General features: G+C 64.9%; 13 protein-coding genes. 8 read left to right on the top strand and 5 right to left on the bottom strand.

Annotated elements, in window-relative coordinates; genetic code table 11:
• Window positions 1-339 precede the first annotated feature (339 nt).
• Window positions 340-2,145: a hypothetical protein gene (locus VIM12_RS03440; protein ID WP_331940219.1), complete on the top strand. Its 1,806-nt coding sequence runs from the start codon at window positions 340-342 to the stop codon at window positions 2,143-2,145.
• A gap of 68 nt (window positions 2,146-2,213) precedes the next feature.
• Here the strand turns inward: VIM12_RS03440 and lpdA are convergent, their stop codons facing one another.
• The 4 genes from lpdA to aceE form a co-directional block, all read right to left on the bottom strand.
• Complete coding sequence (gene lpdA, locus VIM12_RS03435) at window positions 2,214-3,995, bottom strand: dihydrolipoyl dehydrogenase (protein ID WP_331940218.1); 1,782 nt, start codon at window positions 3,993-3,995, stop codon at window positions 2,214-2,216.
• Window positions 3,996-4,043: 48 nt separating this feature from the next.
• Window positions 4,044-4,610: an MFS transporter gene (locus VIM12_RS03430; RefSeq protein ID WP_331940217.1), complete on the bottom strand. Its 567-nt coding sequence runs from the start codon at window positions 4,608-4,610 to the stop codon at window positions 4,044-4,046.
• A gap of 96 nt (window positions 4,611-4,706) precedes the next feature.
• The gene (gene aceF / locus VIM12_RS03425) at window positions 4,707-6,344 is read right to left on the bottom strand and encodes a dihydrolipoyllysine-residue acetyltransferase (protein WP_331940216.1); all 1,638 of its coding nucleotides are present in this window, start codon (window positions 6,342-6,344) and stop codon (window positions 4,707-4,709) included.
• 84 nt (window positions 6,345-6,428) lie between these two features.
• Window positions 6,429-9,125, bottom strand: coding sequence for a pyruvate dehydrogenase (acetyl-transferring), homodimeric type (aceE, locus tag VIM12_RS03420; protein ID WP_331940215.1), 2,697 nt, complete (start codon window positions 9,123-9,125; stop codon window positions 6,429-6,431).
• 241 nt (window positions 9,126-9,366) lie between these two features.
• Between aceE and folD the strand changes: the two genes are divergently transcribed.
• The 6 genes from folD (at window position 9,367) to VIM12_RS03390 (ending at window position 15,241) form a co-directional block, all read left to right on the top strand.
• Window positions 9,367-10,212: a bifunctional methylenetetrahydrofolate dehydrogenase/methenyltetrahydrofolate cyclohydrolase FolD gene (gene folD / locus VIM12_RS03415; RefSeq protein ID WP_331940214.1), complete on the top strand. Its 846-nt coding sequence runs from the start codon at window positions 9,367-9,369 to the stop codon at window positions 10,210-10,212.
• 4 nt (window positions 10,213-10,216) lie between these two features.
• On the top strand, window positions 10,217-12,283 hold the full coding sequence (locus VIM12_RS03410; protein ID WP_331940213.1) for a M3 family metallopeptidase: 2,067 nt from the start codon (window positions 10,217-10,219) through the stop codon (window positions 12,281-12,283).
• 13 nt (window positions 12,284-12,296) lie between these two features.
• Window positions 12,297-12,917, top strand: a complete 621-nt coding sequence (locus VIM12_RS03405; protein WP_331940212.1) for a DUF4124 domain-containing protein — start codon at window positions 12,297-12,299, stop codon at window positions 12,915-12,917.
• A 48-nt stretch (window positions 12,918-12,965) separates the two neighbouring features.
• Complete coding sequence (locus tag VIM12_RS03400; RefSeq protein WP_331940211.1) at window positions 12,966-13,391, top strand: DNA polymerase III subunit chi; 426 nt, start codon at window positions 12,966-12,968, stop codon at window positions 13,389-13,391.
• Window positions 13,388-13,783 (top strand): hypothetical protein, encoded by a 396-nt coding sequence (locus VIM12_RS03395; RefSeq protein WP_331940210.1) that lies wholly within the window; start codon window positions 13,388-13,390, stop codon window positions 13,781-13,783. The genes VIM12_RS03400 and VIM12_RS03395 overlap by 4 nt, the downstream gene beginning before the upstream one ends.
• Window positions 13,784-13,900: 117 nt before the next feature.
• Entirely contained in the window at window positions 13,901-15,241 is a 1,341-nt protein-coding gene (locus VIM12_RS03390) for a D-amino acid dehydrogenase (RefSeq protein WP_331940209.1), read from the top strand.
• Between the two features lie 70 nt (window positions 15,242-15,311).
• Here VIM12_RS03390 and VIM12_RS03385 read toward each other — a convergent pair whose 3' ends face one another.
• Window positions 15,312-15,821, bottom strand: a complete 510-nt coding sequence (locus VIM12_RS03385) for an Lrp/AsnC family transcriptional regulator (protein WP_331940208.1) — start codon at window positions 15,819-15,821, stop codon at window positions 15,312-15,314.
• A gap of 154 nt (window positions 15,822-15,975) precedes the next feature.
• Between VIM12_RS03385 and VIM12_RS03380 the strand changes: the two genes are divergently transcribed.
• Window positions 15,976-16,365 (top strand): branched-chain amino acid ABC transporter substrate-binding protein (locus tag VIM12_RS03380; protein ID WP_331940207.1); only part of this gene is annotated, 390 nt, incomplete at its 3' end.

Below are 16,365 nucleotides of genomic sequence, written 5' to 3'. Positions count from 1 at the left end.
TCGTATGCTGTCGTTCCTCCCATTCACATGCCGGCTACCGTCCCTGACGACGCCGCCGCCCGCGATGAAACACGCCGGAGTGCCGGTACCGGTCCGCATCCCTCCACCCGGAATCAGCCGCCGCCACATCACTCGGTTCCCGGCAGAGATCGCGCGCGCGCCAGGATGCTCCCGACTGGACAGCCACAAGCATCGTCGTCCCGGCCGGCGAACGCGCGCCCTCCGCTGCGGCAATCAGGCCGCACCCAGGAGCCGCGCGCTGGCGTCCCGTTGCAGGAGCACGGCAGGCCGCCTGGAGAACCTCCGTATGCGTGGCCCTCGTTCCATGGCGCGATCAGGATGGGCGACGACGGCGTTCTCGTGTCCCCCGAACCTGTCGTCAATGCGCTGCTGAAGCTGCTGGGGCCTATGCCGGGGCTGACTATCGCGCCGGAAGAAACCCTGACGTTCTCATTTCCCCCGGACGACATGGAACAATGCTTCCGACTCATGCAGGCCGCATACGGGCCTGCGGAGGAGATCCGCGTTGCGGTCGCCGGCGCACCGGTCGGTACCACGGAAACCATGAAAATTGAGAAAGGAGTACAGAAGTTGCTGGTGATGATGGTGGACATCAAAAACCGCGGACCCTCAGCGCTCAAGCCGGAAGCACGAATCGGGATCGACGGCAGTACATTCCACCCCTACGCTTTACTTTCCAGGTTGCAGTACCAGGTGACGTCGAGCAAGGATCCCGGCGTCGGAAGAATGGCGCAGTGTCGACTTGCGGGGGACCGCTACCGCGATGTCTGCGTCCGCCATGTATGCAGCCACTTCATCGATCGCCTCGGCGACCCGGAGTTTGCGTTCAAGGAACTGCTCGCCAGCGTTTCGATGACTGCCGTCGGATCGACGCTCTTCGAAAAAGTGCTCAAGCACGTCATCACGCAGTCGATATTCGCAAAGGAACTGGCAGAAAGCGGCCGCGATGAGGTGACGGAGGATATCCTGCGGCAGGCGCCGTGGATAAAGCGGCTGCTGGAGGTACTGAATCGTGCCATGCCGAGCCTGCTGCTGGAGCCGCTGGATTTGCTGGTGGTCGGCGCGAGCCTGAGAAAGATCGCCGGCGAGGAGGTGAGCCTGAAGTCGATGCTGGCGGACATTCCGAATGCACTGAAAGGTGGTCTCATCGCCTTCCTGCTTGCGCTGCCGGACAAGGCCGGCGACTTTTCCGAGGAAGCACTTGGACAAGCCGCCAGATACGTCAGCAGTTTGGTCACCGCACCGCTGGCCGCTTTTGGGGGTGGCGCTGGTCTGGTCCTTACACTGGGCGAGCTCGACTACATGACGCAGGCGGCGGTGCTGGGCATGTACGACTCGGAAGGGCCCCTAAAACTCCCTGCCTTCATCCACGATAACGAGACATTGCGCGCCCATATGGAAGCCCTGACCAGGGAAGTCCACGGCATCGCACCGGACACCTCGATCGGCCGCCTCTCTATCCCCCTGGCCTATCTGGCCGGCATGGGCGTCGACGCCGGGACCCGCTTCCTTCCGCCATGGGCGGCGGACGTAATCAAGTTCGCTGTGAACCAGCCGATCGAGTTGTGGACGCTCAATGCCGGCGTGGCAATCTCCAAACTCTGGAAAAAGGGCGCACTGCGGGACGAACTCCAGACCATCACCCGGCAGGCGCAGGAGAACGTGATCGCGCCCTTCGACGTACGCACCTCGCTTGCATCGCGACTTGGCGAAACAGTGATCAGTGGGACCTTTGCCTTGTACGAGGCCGGGGGCAATGTCCCGCTGAGCTTGCTCCACAGCCTGGGACTCACCAGCGCCCCACCGCAGCTTACGTCGGCCCGCGTGCCGTACGACGCCTTCCCGCTGACCGACCGGGTGACGGAACTGCCGGACGCCCCCCCGTTGGTGACGGCGCCCCCGCCGCCGGCGCCTCGCATGGTCATGCAGGGCGCACTCCCGCCTGAGGGTGAGGATACCGAAAACAATATCCAGTACCAGCAATCCTTTCCGTCGGATGGGAACCGATTGCCGGTGCAAGAGCGTCTGCGCATGATCCTGGAAAGGCATGGCATCCGCCAGGCTGACCGGGGCGGCGCGACTGCCGCCCCTGCGAATGAAACCACGCCGCTGCTGACGACCTGACTCGCCGGTGCGCCGAGTGAAGCCGGCAAAGGTGATGATTCCCGCTGGCCGTCTCGGCTCGTGCTGAGTTACTTCCTCCGCGCCGGCGGCAGGTCCGTGCAAACCCCTTCGAACACTTCCGCCGCCATCCCGATCGACTCGCCGAGCGTCGGGTGCGGATGGATGGTCTTGCCGATATCGACCGCGTCCGCGCCCATCTCGATGGCCAGGGCGATCTCGCCGATCATGTCGCCGGCATGGGTGCCGACGATGCCGCCGCCCACGATGCGATGGGTCTCCGCATCGAACAGCAGCTTGGTGAAGCCTTCGTCCCGGCCGTTGGCGACCGCGCGGCCGCTGGCGGCCCAGGGGAACAGGCCCTTTTCCAGCTTCACGCCCTTGACCTTCGCCTCGTCCTCGGTCAGGCCGGCCCACGCGACTTCCGGATCGGTGTAGGCGACCGACGGGATGACGCGCGCATCGAAATGCGACTTCTGCCCGGCGGCGGCCTCGGCGGCCACATGCGCCTCGTGGACCGCCTTGTGCGCCAGCATCGGCTGGCCGACCAGGTCGCCGATGGCGAAGATGTGCGGCACGTTGGTGCGCATCTGCGTATCCACCGGAATGAAGCCGCGTTCGGTCACCGCCACGCCGGCCTTGTCCGCGGCGATCTTGCCGCCGTTGGGGCTGCGGCCCACTGCCACCAGCACCATGTCGTAGAGCGCCGGTTCCGGTGCGGCCACGGCAGGGTCGGCGCTTTCAAACGTCACCTTGATGCCTTCCGCCAGGGCTTCCACGCCGACGGTCTTGGTCTTGGTCATGATGCGGTCGAAGCGCTTTTCATTGAACTTCTGCCAGACCTTGACCAGGTCGCGGTCCGCGCCCTGCATCAGGCCGTCCATCATCTCGACCACGTCGATGCGCGCGCCCAGCGTGGAATACACGGTCGCCATTTCCAGCCCGATGATGCCGCCGCCGATCACCAGCATGCGTTTCGGCACCTGGCGCAGCTCCAGCGCGCCAGTGGAGTCAACGATGCGCGGGTCCTCCGGGACGAAGGGCAGTTTCACCACCGAGGAACCGGCGGCGATGATCGCCTGCTTGAACTGTATGGTCTTGCTGCCACCGTCAGCACTCACCACCTGCAGGTGGTTGGGGCCGGCGAAGCTGCCGGTGCCCTGCACCACGTTGACCTTGCGCGCGCGGGCCATGCCCGAAAGCCCGGTGGTCATCTTGCGGATCACGCTTTCCTTGTAGCCGCGCAGCTTGTCGATGTCGATCTCCGGCTTGCCGAAGCTGACGCCATGCGCCGCCATCGATGCGGTTTCGTCGATCACCGCGGCCACATGCAGCAGCGCCTTGGACGGAATGCAGCCCACGTTCAGGCAGACGCCGCCGAGCGCGGCGTAGCGTTCCACCAGCACGGTGTTCATGCCGAGGTCGGCCGCGCGGAACGCGGCGGAATAGCCGCCCGGACCGGCGCCCAGCACCAGCATGTCGCATTGCAGGTCGGCCTGGCCGCTGAAGCTTGCGGCTTGCGGGACGACGGCAGCCGGCGCGGCCGCCGGGGTTGCCGCAGCGGCAGCGGGCGCCGAACTGCCGTAGCCGGCGGGAGGCTGCGCGGGAGTGGCGGCGCTGGCCTCCATGGTCAGCAAGACCGTTCCCTCCGAGACCTTGTCGCCCACCTTGATCCTGAGCTCCTTGACGACGCCGGCATGGCTGGAAGGGATTTCCATGCTGGCCTTGTCGGACTCGACCGTCGCCAGGGACTGATCGACCCTGACCGTGTCGCCGGGCTTCACCAGCAGTTCGATCACTTCGACTTCCTTGAAATCGCCGATATCGGGGACTTTGACTTCAGTCAGGCTCATAGCATTGGCTCCGTTCTTGTCCCCCCGCCGGTGCCGGCGCAGGGGTTGTCACTTCATTGGAAAACTGTGGATCCGGAAAGGCCCGGATGTGCTCTTGTCGAATTCCGCGCCCGCCTGCACGCCGATCTCGGCGATCTCGCGCGCGCTCTCGGCCCGGTCGTACGCGGCATACATCGCCCCCAGCGCAAAATTGCGTCCGCTGCCAATGCCCCAGAAGCGGTCGAAGGAAAAGACCTCGCGATAGGAATACACGCCGAAGATGCCGTGCGGGTTCGCGATCAGCGCCGTGATCTGGGACGACTCGTACGGATCTTCCTCGTCTTCCTTCGTGTTCAGGAAATACTTTTCCTTCAGGATCTCGTGCACCTTCGAGAAGGTCTCGAACACCTCGTCGCGGCTGCCGAGACGGCATTCGTCGCCGAGCCCGGTCAGCAGCTTGCGCATCACCGGGAAATGAGCGGCGGTGCCCGCCAGCGTCACATAGGAATCGCCGACCGGGATGATCTTTTCATTCACTTCGTACGCATGCGACAGCCGGGTGTCGCCAAAGGTGACGAGGGAATCGGAGGCAATCGCGATCTGGTTGTTTTTCTTGACGACGACACAGGTGGTCATGGTGGTCTCCGTTGCGGGTGTGGAAGCGCCGGGCTTCAGGGAAAGAGAGGGATTCTCTCATTTCCCCCGCCTCCCGATGGTCCGCCCCCGCACGGATCACAGCAGGGTCTTGCGCATGTCGCCCAGCACCTCGGCCAGGTAAGCGGCAAACCGCGCGCCCATCGCGCCGTCGATGACCCGGTGGTCGTAGGACAGCGACAGCGGCAACATCAGGCGCGGCGCAAACTGCTTGCCGTCCCATACCGGCTTGATCCCCGACTTCGACAGCCCGAGGATCGCCACTTCCGGCGCGTTGACGATCGGCGTGAACGCCGTGCCCCCGATCCCGCCGAGCGACGAGATGGTGAACGTCGCGCCCTGCATGTCGGCCGGCTTGAGCTTGCCGTCGCGCGCCTGCGCGGACAGCTCGCCCATCTCGCGGGCAATCTCGGAGATGCTCTTGCTGTCGGCGTTCTTCACCACCGGCACCACCAGGCCCTGCGGCGTGTCGGCGGCAAAGCCGATGTTGTAGTACTTCTTGACGATCAGGTTCTCGCCCTTCTCGTCCAGCGAGGAATTGAATGCCGGGAATTTCCGCAGCGCGGCGACGCTGGCCTTGATGACGAAGGCGAGCATGGTCAGCTTGACGCCCGATTTCGCCAGCGCATCGTTGGACTGCTTGCGGAATTCCTCGAGATCGGTGACGTCTGCCTCCTCGAACTGCGTCACATGCGGGATCATCACCCAGTTGCGATGCAGGTTGGGGCCGCTGATCTTCTTGATGCGCGACAGCGGCTGCAGCTCGGTCTCGCCGAACTTCGAGAAGTCGAGGGACGGCCACGGCAACAGATCCAGTCCGGCGCCGCCGCCCTTGGCCGCGGCGGGAGCCGCCGCCGTGCCCGACATCACGCCCTTCACGAAGGACTGGATGTCGGTGTGCAGGATGCGGCCCTTGGGTCCGCTGCCGCGGACCTTGCCGAGGTCGACGCCGAGTTCGCGCGCAAACTTGCGCACCGACGGCGAGGCGTGCGCCTTGGCCCCTGCGGCGCTCACCGGTTCGAGCGCGGCGGTCGGGGCCGGCTTGGGCGACGGTGCGGGGACCGGCGCCGCCGCGACGGTTGCGCCGGACGGCGCGGGGGCCGTTGCGGCAGCCGCCGGAGCGGTTGCCGCGTCAGGCGCGAGCGTCAGGATCAGCGATCCCTTCGACACCTTGTCGCCGACCTTGACCCGCAGCGCCTTCACCACCCCTGCATGGCTGGACGGGATCTCCATGCTGGCCTTGTCGGATTCGACCGTCAGCAGCGACTGGTCGACCCGGACCGTATCGCCGGGCTGCACCAGGACTTCGATCACCTCGACATCCTTGAAATCGCCGATATCGGGAACCTGGACCTCGACCTCGCCGCCGGCCGGCGTCGCTGTCGCTGTCGCTGCAGCCGCCGGCGCAGGAGAAGCCGCTGCGGCGGCCGGCGCGGGGGCCGCTGCGGCGGGCGCAGGCGCCGGCGCGCCTGCGGCCGGCCCCTCTTCCATCACCAGCAGCAGGCTGCCTTCCGCGACCTTGTCGCCGACCTTGACCCGCACTTCCTTGACCACCCCGGCATGGGTGGAGGGAATCTCCATGCTGGCCTTGTCCGACTCGACCGTCACCAGCGACTGGTCGATCTTGATCGTGTCGCCCGGCTTGACCAGCAACTCGATCACTTCCACTTCCTTGAAATCCCCGATATCCGGGACTTTGACTTCCTGCAAGCTCATGGCGGCTCCGTTCTTATTGCTCCCTGCAGGCACGGAGCGGGCATGCGCCGCTCCGTCGCAGGAAAAACCTGTCTTGTTGTCGGGTTACAGCGTGACCGGATTCGGCTTGTTCGGGTCGATGCCGTACTTGCGGATTGCGTCCGCCACCACCGCGGGCTTGATCGCGCCGTCTTCAGCCAGTGCCTTCAGCGCGGCCACCGTCACATAGTAGCGGTTGACCTCGAAGAATTCGCGCAGCTTGGCGCGGGAGTCCGACCGGCCGAAGCCGTCGGTACCCAGCACCTTGTAGTTGCGGCCCTTCGGCATGTAGGCACGGACCTGCTCGGCGAATGCGCGCATGTAGTCGGTGGAAGCGACCACCGGCCCGCTGCTGCCGGCCAGCAGCTTCGTCACATGCGGCACGCGCGGCTCCTCGGTCGGGTGCAGCAGGTTCCAGCGCTCGGCGTCCTGGCCGTCGCGGGCCAGCAGCGTGAGCGACGGCGCGGACCAGATGTCGGCGCCGATGCCCCAGTCCGCCTGCAGCAGCGCCGCCGCCTCGATCACCTCGCGCAGGATGGTGCCCGAGCCCATCAGCTGCACCCGCTGCTTTGCCTTCTTGTCGCCCTCCTTCAGCAGGTACATGCCCTTCAGGATGTCCTCCTCGGCGCCGGCACGCAGGCCGGGGTGGCTGTAGTTTTCGTTCATCAGGGTGATGTAGTAGAACACGTCCTCCTGCTTCTCCACCATGCGCCGCAGGCCGTCATGGATGATCACCGCCACTTCGTGGGCGAAGGTCGGATCGTAAGGCATGCAGTTCGGGATCGTCGCAGCCAGGATGTGGCTGTGGCCGTCCTCGTGCTGCAGGCCCTCCCCGTTCAGCGTGGTCCGGCCGGCGGTGCCGCCCAGCAGGAAGCCACGGGCGCGCATGTCGCCGGCAGCCCATGCCAGGTCGCCGACGCGCTGCAGGCCGAACATCGAATAGAAGATGTAGAACGGGATCATCACCCGGTTGTTGGTGGAGTACGACGTCGCCGCCGCGATCCAGGAACTCATCGCGCCCGCTTCGTTGATCCCTTCCTGCAGGATCTGGCCGGCCTTGTCCTCGCGGTAGTACATCACCTGGTCCTTGTCGACCGGTTCGTACAGCTGGCCCATCTGGTTGAAGATGCCGATCTGGCGGAACAGGCCCTCCATGCCGAAAGTGCGCGCCTCGTCGACCAGGATCGGCACCACGCGCTTGCCGAGGCCCTGGTCGCGCAGCAGCGCGGTGATGATGCGCACGAACGCTTGCGTCGTCGAAATCTCGCGGCCCTCGGCCGTCGGTTCCAGCACCGCATTGAAGGCGCTCAGCTCGGGCACCGGCAGCGTCTCTTCCGCCTTCACCCGACGCTGCGGCAGGTAGCCCCCGAGCGCCTTGCGGCGCTCATGCAGGTAGCGCATCTCCGGCGCGTCGTCGGACGGCTTGAAGAACGGCACTTCTGCCAGCTTGTCGTCGGGGATCGGGATGTTGAAGCGGTCGCGCATCTCGCGCACCGCCTGGTCGTCCAGCTTCTTGGTCTGGTGCGCCGTGTTGCGCGCCTCGCCCGACTTGCCCATGCCGAAGCCCTTGATGGTCTTCACCAGCAGCACCGTCGGCTGGCCCTTGTGCTCCTGCGCCTGCTTGAAGGCGGCATAGATCTTGTGCGGGTCGTGGCCGCCGCGGTTGAGGCGCCAGATGTCGTCGTCGGACATCTTGGAGACCATCTCCAGCAACTTCGGATGCTTGCCGAAGAAATGCTTGCGCACGTAGGCGCCGTCCTTGGCCTTGTAGTTCTGGTACTCGCCGTCGACGGTTTCCATCATCACGCGCTGCAGGATGCCTTCCTTGTCGCGGGCGAGCAGCTCGTCCCAGTAGGAACCCCAGATCACCTTGATCACGTTCCAGCCGGCGCCGCGGAAATCGGCTTCCAGTTCCTGGATGATCTTGCCGTTGCCGCGCACGGGGCCGTCCAGGCGCTGCAGGTTGCAGTTGACGACGAACACCAGGTTGTCGAGCTTTTCGCGGCCGGCCACGCCGATCGCGCCCATCGATTCCGGCTCGTCCATCTCGCCGTCGCCGCAGAACGCCCAGACCTTGCGATTGGCGGTATCGGCGATCTCGCGCGCATGCAGGTATTTCAGGAAGCGCGCCTGGTAGATCGCCATCAGGGGGCCGAGTCCCATCGAGACCGTCGGGAACTGCCAGAAGTCCGGCATCAGCTTCGGATGCGGATAGGAGGACAAGCCCTTGCCGTCGACCTCGCGCCGGAAGTTCAGGAGCTGCTCCTCCGACAGCCGGCCTTCGAGATAGGCGCGGGCATAGATGCCCGGCGAGGAATGCCCCTGGATGTACAGCAGGTCGCCGCCGTGGTCCTCGGTCGGCGCATGCCAGAAATGGTTGAAGCCGATGCCCAGCATGTTGGCGAGCGAGGCGAAGCTGGAGATATGCCCGCCGAGGTCGCCGTCGGCGCGGTTGGTCTTGACCACCATCGCCATGGCGTTCCAGCGCATCCAGGAGCGCAGGCGTTCTTCGTATTCGAGGTTGCCGGGACAGTGTTCGCCGAGATGGGCGGGAATCGTGTTGACGTAGGCGGTATTGCTGGAGAAGGGAATGTGGGCGCCGCGGCGGCGCGCCAGGTCGACCATTCGCTCCATCAGGTAGTGCGCGCGTTCCGGACCCTCGGTCTCGATTACGGCTTCGAGCGCGTCGAGCCACTCCTGGGTTTCCATGACGTCGGGATCGTTGGCGGCTTGCGCCAACACTTGGTCGAGCTGGGCGGACATGATGTCTCCTGGTTGAAGGCTTGCCCTGGCGGGTGTTTCCCGGGGCTTTTTTTGACAAGGAATTGCCGTGATGGTGCGCGGTGAAAAGATTCTAGCAGCAGTTTTTCAACTTTTCAAATTACGATATGAATTCTCATAATGCGAAATTGCATGCGGCGCTGCAGCAATTCCCGGGGCGTCCGCCTGGCACTCTCGGGGGGACTTATAATCTCGCTTTTACACGCTTCTGACGACCGCCCCCATGCCAGCACAACTCATCAACGGAACCGAGCTCTCCCAGCAACTGCGCACCGAAGTCGCCCGCCGCGCCGCCGCCCTCACGTCCCGCGGCAGGCAGCCGGGACTGGCCGTGGTGCTGGTCGGCGACAACCCGGCCTCGCAGGTCTACGTCCGCAACAAGGTCAAGGCCTGCGAAGACAACGGCATCCATTCCGTGCTGGAGAAGTACGACGCGGACCTGAGCGAGGACGGGCTGCTGGCGCGTATCGACGCCCTCAACAAGGATCCGAAAATCCACGGCATCCTGGTGCAACTTCCGTTGCCCGCGCATATCAATGCCCATAAGGTGATCGAGGCGATCGCGCCGGAAAAGGACGTCGACGGCTTCCACATCAGCAACGCGGGCCTGCTGATGACCGGCCAGCCGCTGTTCCGTCCCTGCACCCCCTACGGCGTGATGAAGATGCTGGAATCCATCGACTACCCGGTGCGCGGCGCGCACGCGGTCGTCGTCGGCGCCTCCAACATCGTCGGCAAGCCGCAGGCGATGCTGCTCTTGCAGGCCGGCGCCACTGTCACCATCTGTAATTCCAAGACCCGGGATCTCGGCCTGCACACGCGGCAAGCGGACATCCTCGTGGTCGCCACCGGCAAACGTAATATCGTCACCGCCGACATGATCAAGCCCGGCGCGGTCGTGATCGATGTCGGCATGAACCGCGACGACCAGGGCAAGTTGTGCGGCGACGTCGATTTCGCCAACGCGAAGGAGGTCGCCGGCTACATCACCCCGGTCCCCGGCGGGGTCGGCCCGATGACCATTACGATGCTGCTTGTAAACACGATTGAGGCCGCAGAAAGAACCTGACTGAATGAACAGCGCACAGAATCCCCTGCTCGATTTTTCCGACCTTCCCCGCTTCGACGCGGTCAAGCCAGAACACGTCACGCCGGCCATCACCGCCCTGCTTGCGGAATGCCGGGAGGTGGTGGCCCGCCTGGAACAACCGATGCGGGAGGTGCACTGGCAGGACTTCGTGCAGCCGCTCGAGGATGCGACGGAGAAGCTGTCCCGTGCCTGGGGGATCGTGCGCCACCTGAATTCCGTCGCCGACACGCCGGAACTGCGCGCCGCCTACAACGAGAACCTGCCGAAGGTGACCGAGTTCTGGACCGAGCTCGGCCAGAACCTGGCCCTGTTCGACAAGTACAAGGCCCTGCGCAACAGTGCCGACTATGATGCCCTGCCCACGGCGCGCAAGCGGATCGTCGAGAACGCGTTGCGCGACTTCCGCCTGGGCGGCGCCGAGTTGCCCGACGAAAGCAAGGCGCGTTTCGCGCGCATCCAGGAACGGCTGGCCGCGCTGTCCACGAAGTTCTCCGAGAACGTGCTGGACGCGACCAACGACTATGCGCTCTTCGTCGATACCGAACAGGAGCTGGCCGGACTTCCGGAAGACGTCAGGCATGCCGCCCGCGCGGCGGCGGAAAAGGACGGCCGCGCCGGCTACAAGTTCACGCTGCATTTCCCCTCCTACTTCCCGGTCCTGCAGTACGCGGAACGGCGCGAGCTGCGGGAGGCGATCTACCGCGCCAACGTGACCAAGGCCTCGGAGCTTGGCGCGCGCGCGGAATGGGACAACACCGCCAACATCGCCGAGATCCTCGCATTGCGGCATGAAGAAGCCGGGCTGCTCGGCTTCGACAATTTCGCGGAGGTGTCGCTGGTGGCGAAGATGGCCGAGACCCCGCAACAGGTGATCGCCTTCCTCGAGGACCTCGCTGCCCGCGCGCGGCCGTTCGCCGAGAAGGACCTGGCCGAGCTGCGCGCTTTCGCGAAGCAGGAACTCGGTCTGGAGACCCTTGAAGCCTGGGACGTGACCTACGCCTCCGAGAAGCTCCGCCAGCAGCGCTACGCGTTCTCCGAACAGGAGGTCAAGCAGTACTTCCCAGAGCCGAAGGTGATCGACGGGCTGTTCCGCGTCGTGCAGACCCTGTTCTCGGTGGAGGTGAAGGCCGACGACGCCCCGGTCTGGCACAAGGACGTGAAGTTCTACCGCATCGAACGCGACGGCAGGCTGATCGGCCAGTTCTATCTCGACCTCTACGCGCGGCAGGGCAAGCGCGGCGGCGCCTGGATGGATGATGCCCGCGGCCGGCGCCAGCTGGCCTCCGCACTGCAGACGCCGATCGCCTACCTGACCTGCAATTTCAGCGAACCGGTGATCGCGGGCGGGAAGGTGCGGCCGGCGCTGTTCACCCATGACGAAGTGATCACGCTCTTCCATGAGTTCGGTCATGGCCTGCACCACATGCTGACCCAGGTGGATGAACTGGCCGTATCCGGCATATCGGGCGTCGAGTGGGACGCGGTCGAACTGCCGTCCCAGTTCATGGAGAATTTCTGCTGGGAGTGGGACGTACTGCAGCACATGACCGCCCACGTCGATACCGGCGCCCCGCTGCCGCGCGCGCTGTTCGACAAGATGACCGCGGCGAAGAACTTCCAGTCCGGCCTGCAGACGCTGCGCCAGGTCGAATTCGCGCTGTTCGACATGCACCTGCATTTCGACCATGACGCCAACCGCGGCAAGAGCGCGCAGGATGTGCTCAATGAAGTCCGGCAGCGCGTCGCCGTGATGATTCCGCCGGACTTCAACCGTTTCCAGAATTCCTTCGGACACATCTTTGCCGGAGGGTACGCGGCAGGCTACTATAGCTATAAATGGGCAGAAGTCCTGTCGGCCGACGCTTACGGCGCATTCGAGGAAGTCGGCGCTGAAGGCGGCGATATCCTGTCGCCGGAAATCGGCCGCCGCTTCCTCGATGAAATTCTGGCAATGGGCGGATCCCGTCCGGCGCTGGAATCGTTCAAGGCCTTCCGTGGCCGCGAGCCGAGCATCGACGCCCTGTTAAGACACAATGGCATGACCGCCTGACGCGGGGAGGAATATGAAACGTTCGCTGTACTTTGCTGCGGCGCTGCTGCTGTCCGCCGGCGCGCAGGCGCAGCTCTACAAGTCCGTGGGGCCGGACGGCAAGGTCACCTATAGCGACACGCCACCGACCACCGGCGCCGCCCGCGTCGAAACGCGGCCGGCCGGCGGCCGCGGACCCTCCACCGCCGGCCTGCCCTACGCACTGGCGGAGCTGGTGCGCGTCTATCCGGTCGTGCTGTACTCGACGTCCGACTGCAGCCCGTGCGACGAAGGTCGTCGCCTGCTGCAGCAGCGTGGCATCCCGTTTACCGAAAAGACCGTCAGCAGCGCCGAAGACAAGGCCTTGCTGCGCCAGGCAAGCGGCGGCGACGCCACCCTGCCGCTGCTCACGATCGGCCGCGCGCGCGAACGCGGTTACGAAAGCGGGGCATGGAACAGCGCACTGAGCAGCGCGGGCTACCCCGAAACCAGCCGCCTGCCGCGCAATTACCGGCAAGCCGCGGCGGAAGCGCTGGCGCCGCCGAAGGCGAGCCTGGCGCGCGACACCGAGGCCCAGCGACGGGCATCGGAGCCGGAAGCCGCCACCGACCTGCCGCCGGCTATCGGCAATGCGCCGCCCGGCTTCCGCTTCTGAGATGCGCCGCCCGATTTTTGCGCCCGCCCGCCGCCAGGGAGCCGGTTCGTGACCCGCATCGATTTCCATAGCAATGTGCCGGACAAGCTCGCCTACGCATGCCGGCTGGTGCGCAAGGCGCGCGCCGCCGACTGCCGCGTCGTGCTGCTGGCGCCCGACCGGCAGACCTTGCAGGCACTGGATGAAGCGCTGTGGACGTTTTCCGATCTCGACTTCCTGCCGCATGTCGCGGCCGACGATCCTCTTGCGGCAAGAACGCCCGTCATCCTCGCCGAAAGCGATCAGACTGCACTGCCGCACCACCAGATCCTGATCAATCTCACGGCGGCGACCCCCGCCCATTTCGCACGGTTCGAGCGGATGTTCGAGATCGTTTCGTCCGAGGAAAGCGACCGGCTGGCAGGACGGGAGCGCTATCGCTATTACCAGCAGCGCGGCTACCCATTGACTCACAACGTGGCGGACAAGGCATGAGCAACACCACACTGGACGCGGGCATCCCGGTCCTGACCGAAATCATCCCGGTGCCGGCTCCCCAGCACCTGCCCGAACTGCCGCCGGCTGCCGCCCCGCCTGCAGCGGCGATATTGCCCGCCGCGTCCCCCGCACCGCAAGCCCCGGCGCTGAATTCGGCCGACCGCGAACAACTGGCGCACGAGGTCCAGGAGCGGGTGATGGCACAGCTGATGATGCGGATGGACCAGATGCTGGAGCTGCGGGTGCGGGACTGCCTGGCAGACGTACTGCAGTCCTCCGTGGACCGCCTCGCACGCGAGCTGCGCGACGGCCTGCAGCAGTCGATGCGGGAAGCGGTCAGCCGCGCGGTCGCCCAGGAAATCGCGGAACTCCAGCGCACGAACGTATAAATTCCCGCTCATTTTTTTTCACGGACGCGCACCATCCCCCTTTCCGGTGACGCGTGAGCAAAATTCTCCGCCTGTGATTGATTCCCGCAAAAATCAGTCTCTTTCTACAATCACAGCTTGAACAAACGGGGAGTCCCACGCATGAAAGTGATCGTTTTGGGCGCCGGCGTGATCGGCACCGCATCCGCATGGTTTCTCAACAAGGCGGGCCATGAGGTCACCGTCATCGAGCGTCAGCCCGGTGCGGCGCAGGAAACCAGCTTCGCCAATGGCGGCCAGATTTCGGTATCGCATGCCGAACCCTGGGCCAACCCCTCTGCCCCGCTGAAGATCCTGAAGTGGCTGGGCAAGGAAGACGCGCCGTTGCTGTACCGCTTCCGTCCCGAGCTGCTGCAATGGATCTGGGGCCTGAGCTTCCTGCGCGAATGCACCCCCGCCCGCACCGCCCGCAATATTCGCCAGATCGTGGCCATTTCGGAATACAGCAGGCAGACGCTGCAGTCCGTGCGCGCCGAGACCGGCATCGAATACGACCACCTGGTGCGCGGCATCCTCCACTTCTATACGGACAAGAAGGAATTCGACGACTCGCTGCCGGCCGCCCGCCTGATGCGCGAACTCGGCTGCCCGCGGGAGTCGATCGCCGCGGACGAGGTCGTGCGCATCGAGCCCGCGCTGGCCGCCATCCGCGACAAGATCGCCGGCGGCGACTTCACCGCGAACGATGAATCCGGCGACGTCTTCAAGTTCACCACCGGCCTGGCACGGAAATCCGCCACCGCCGGCGTCGATTTCCGCTTCAATACCCAGGTCACGCGCCTGCTGCGCGAAGGCACCGGCAGCGCGGCGAGGATTACCGCCGTCGAGGTGATCGACCCGCAGGGACGGCACCAGTTGCTGCAGGCGGATGCCTACGTGGTGGCGATGGGGAGCTTCTCGACGTCCCTGTTGCAACCAGTGGGCGTGAACCTGATGATCTACCCGGGCAAGGGCTACTCGGCCACCTATCGGATCACCAATCCCGACGCGGCGCCGACAGTGTCCCTGACCGACGACGGCTACAAGCTGGTGGTGTCGCGCCTCGGCGACCGCCTGCGGGTGGCAGGCACCTGCGAGCTCAACGGCTACACGCGGGAACTGAACACCACCCGCTGTGCCGCCATCACACGCCGTACGCGGGAACTCTTCCCCGACGCGTGCGACTACGGGAACCCGGTCTACTGGACAGGCCTGCGTCCGCTGACGCCGTCCAACATCCCCTATATCGGCAAGAGCGCGATCGCCAACCTTTTCCTCAACACCGGTCACGGCACTCTGGGCTGGACCATGGGTTGCGGTTCGGGCCGCGCGATCGCGGAGATTGTCTCGGGGCGCGTGCCCGACGTCGACTTCGCCTTTACCGGCCTGCCGGCGCCGGGCGGCCGCACGCGAGCCGCGCCGCGCGCGCTGGGCGCCTGACCACGCCGTCGACACGCATGACATAAGCCCCGGGAGACCGGGGCTTTTTTCGTCCCGTTGCGCTCGCGCGCTAGCGGCCGACCCGCACCTGCACCTCGGCCTGCTTCTCGTCGAAGGCGATCCGGGTCGCGAACTTGGCGCGCTTCATTGGAAATCGCGACTGGAAATGACGCACGTTGCCGGAGCCGGAGATGACGCGCCGCACGAACTGGTAATAGGCGTCCATGTCGAGGACATGCACCACCAGGAAGTAGTCATAGTCGCCCGACACGAAATAGCACTGCATGACCTCGGGTTCCTTGGACATGCGCGCCTCGAATTCCTGCATGTGCTCGTCCGACTGGTTGTTGAGCGAGACCTCGAGGAAGGCGAGCATCCCGTACCCGAGCGCGAACGGATCGACCAGGGCCACGTCGGCGCTGATGATCCCTGCGTCGCGCAGCTCGCGCATCCTGCGCAGGCAGGTCGGCTGGGAGATGTGCACCTTCTCCGCCAGCGTCCGCGTCGGCATCTGGTTGTCCTTCTGGAGGAGATTCAGAAGCTTGCGATCCACCTTGTCGAGTGCGTGAAATTTGGGCATATAAAAATTAGTGAAATTTGCCTAAAACCGCAGAAAAACTCTTTGCGACAGGTTTTTTCTGCTGTAACGTCTGGCTGTTCAGGTTTCTGAATGGTAACAGAGCCAGAGATGCGCTCGTCACCCAGTGTGTTTTACATCCTTTGGAGGCTATTTTATGCAGCGCAAGACAAAAATGATTCCGTTGGCCGGCGCAATCGCTTTCGCACTCGCAGGTGCGGCATCGGCACAGGAACAGGTGATCCGCATCGGCCATGTCGGCCCGATCTCCGGCCCGATCGCCCACCTCGGCAAGGACAATGAAAACGGCGCCCGCATGGCGATCGACGAGCTCAACGCCAAGGGCATGACGATCGGCGGCAAGAAGGTGAAGTTCGAACTGCTGGCAGAAGACGACGGCGCGGATCCGAAGCAGGGCACCGCCGCTGCACAGAAGCTGGTTGACGCCAAGGTCCAGGGCGTGATCGGCCACCTGAACTCCGGCACCACCATCCCGGCATCGAAGATCTACCACGACGCAGGCATTCCGCAGATCTCCCCGTCCGCC

The sequence above is a fragment of the Noviherbaspirillum sp. genome (assembly GCF_036563305.1).
In the GTDB taxonomy this organism is placed as follows: domain Bacteria; phylum Pseudomonadota; class Gammaproteobacteria; order Burkholderiales; family Burkholderiaceae_D; genus Noviherbaspirillum.
This window is presented reverse-complemented; position numbering and strand designations above follow the sequence as displayed.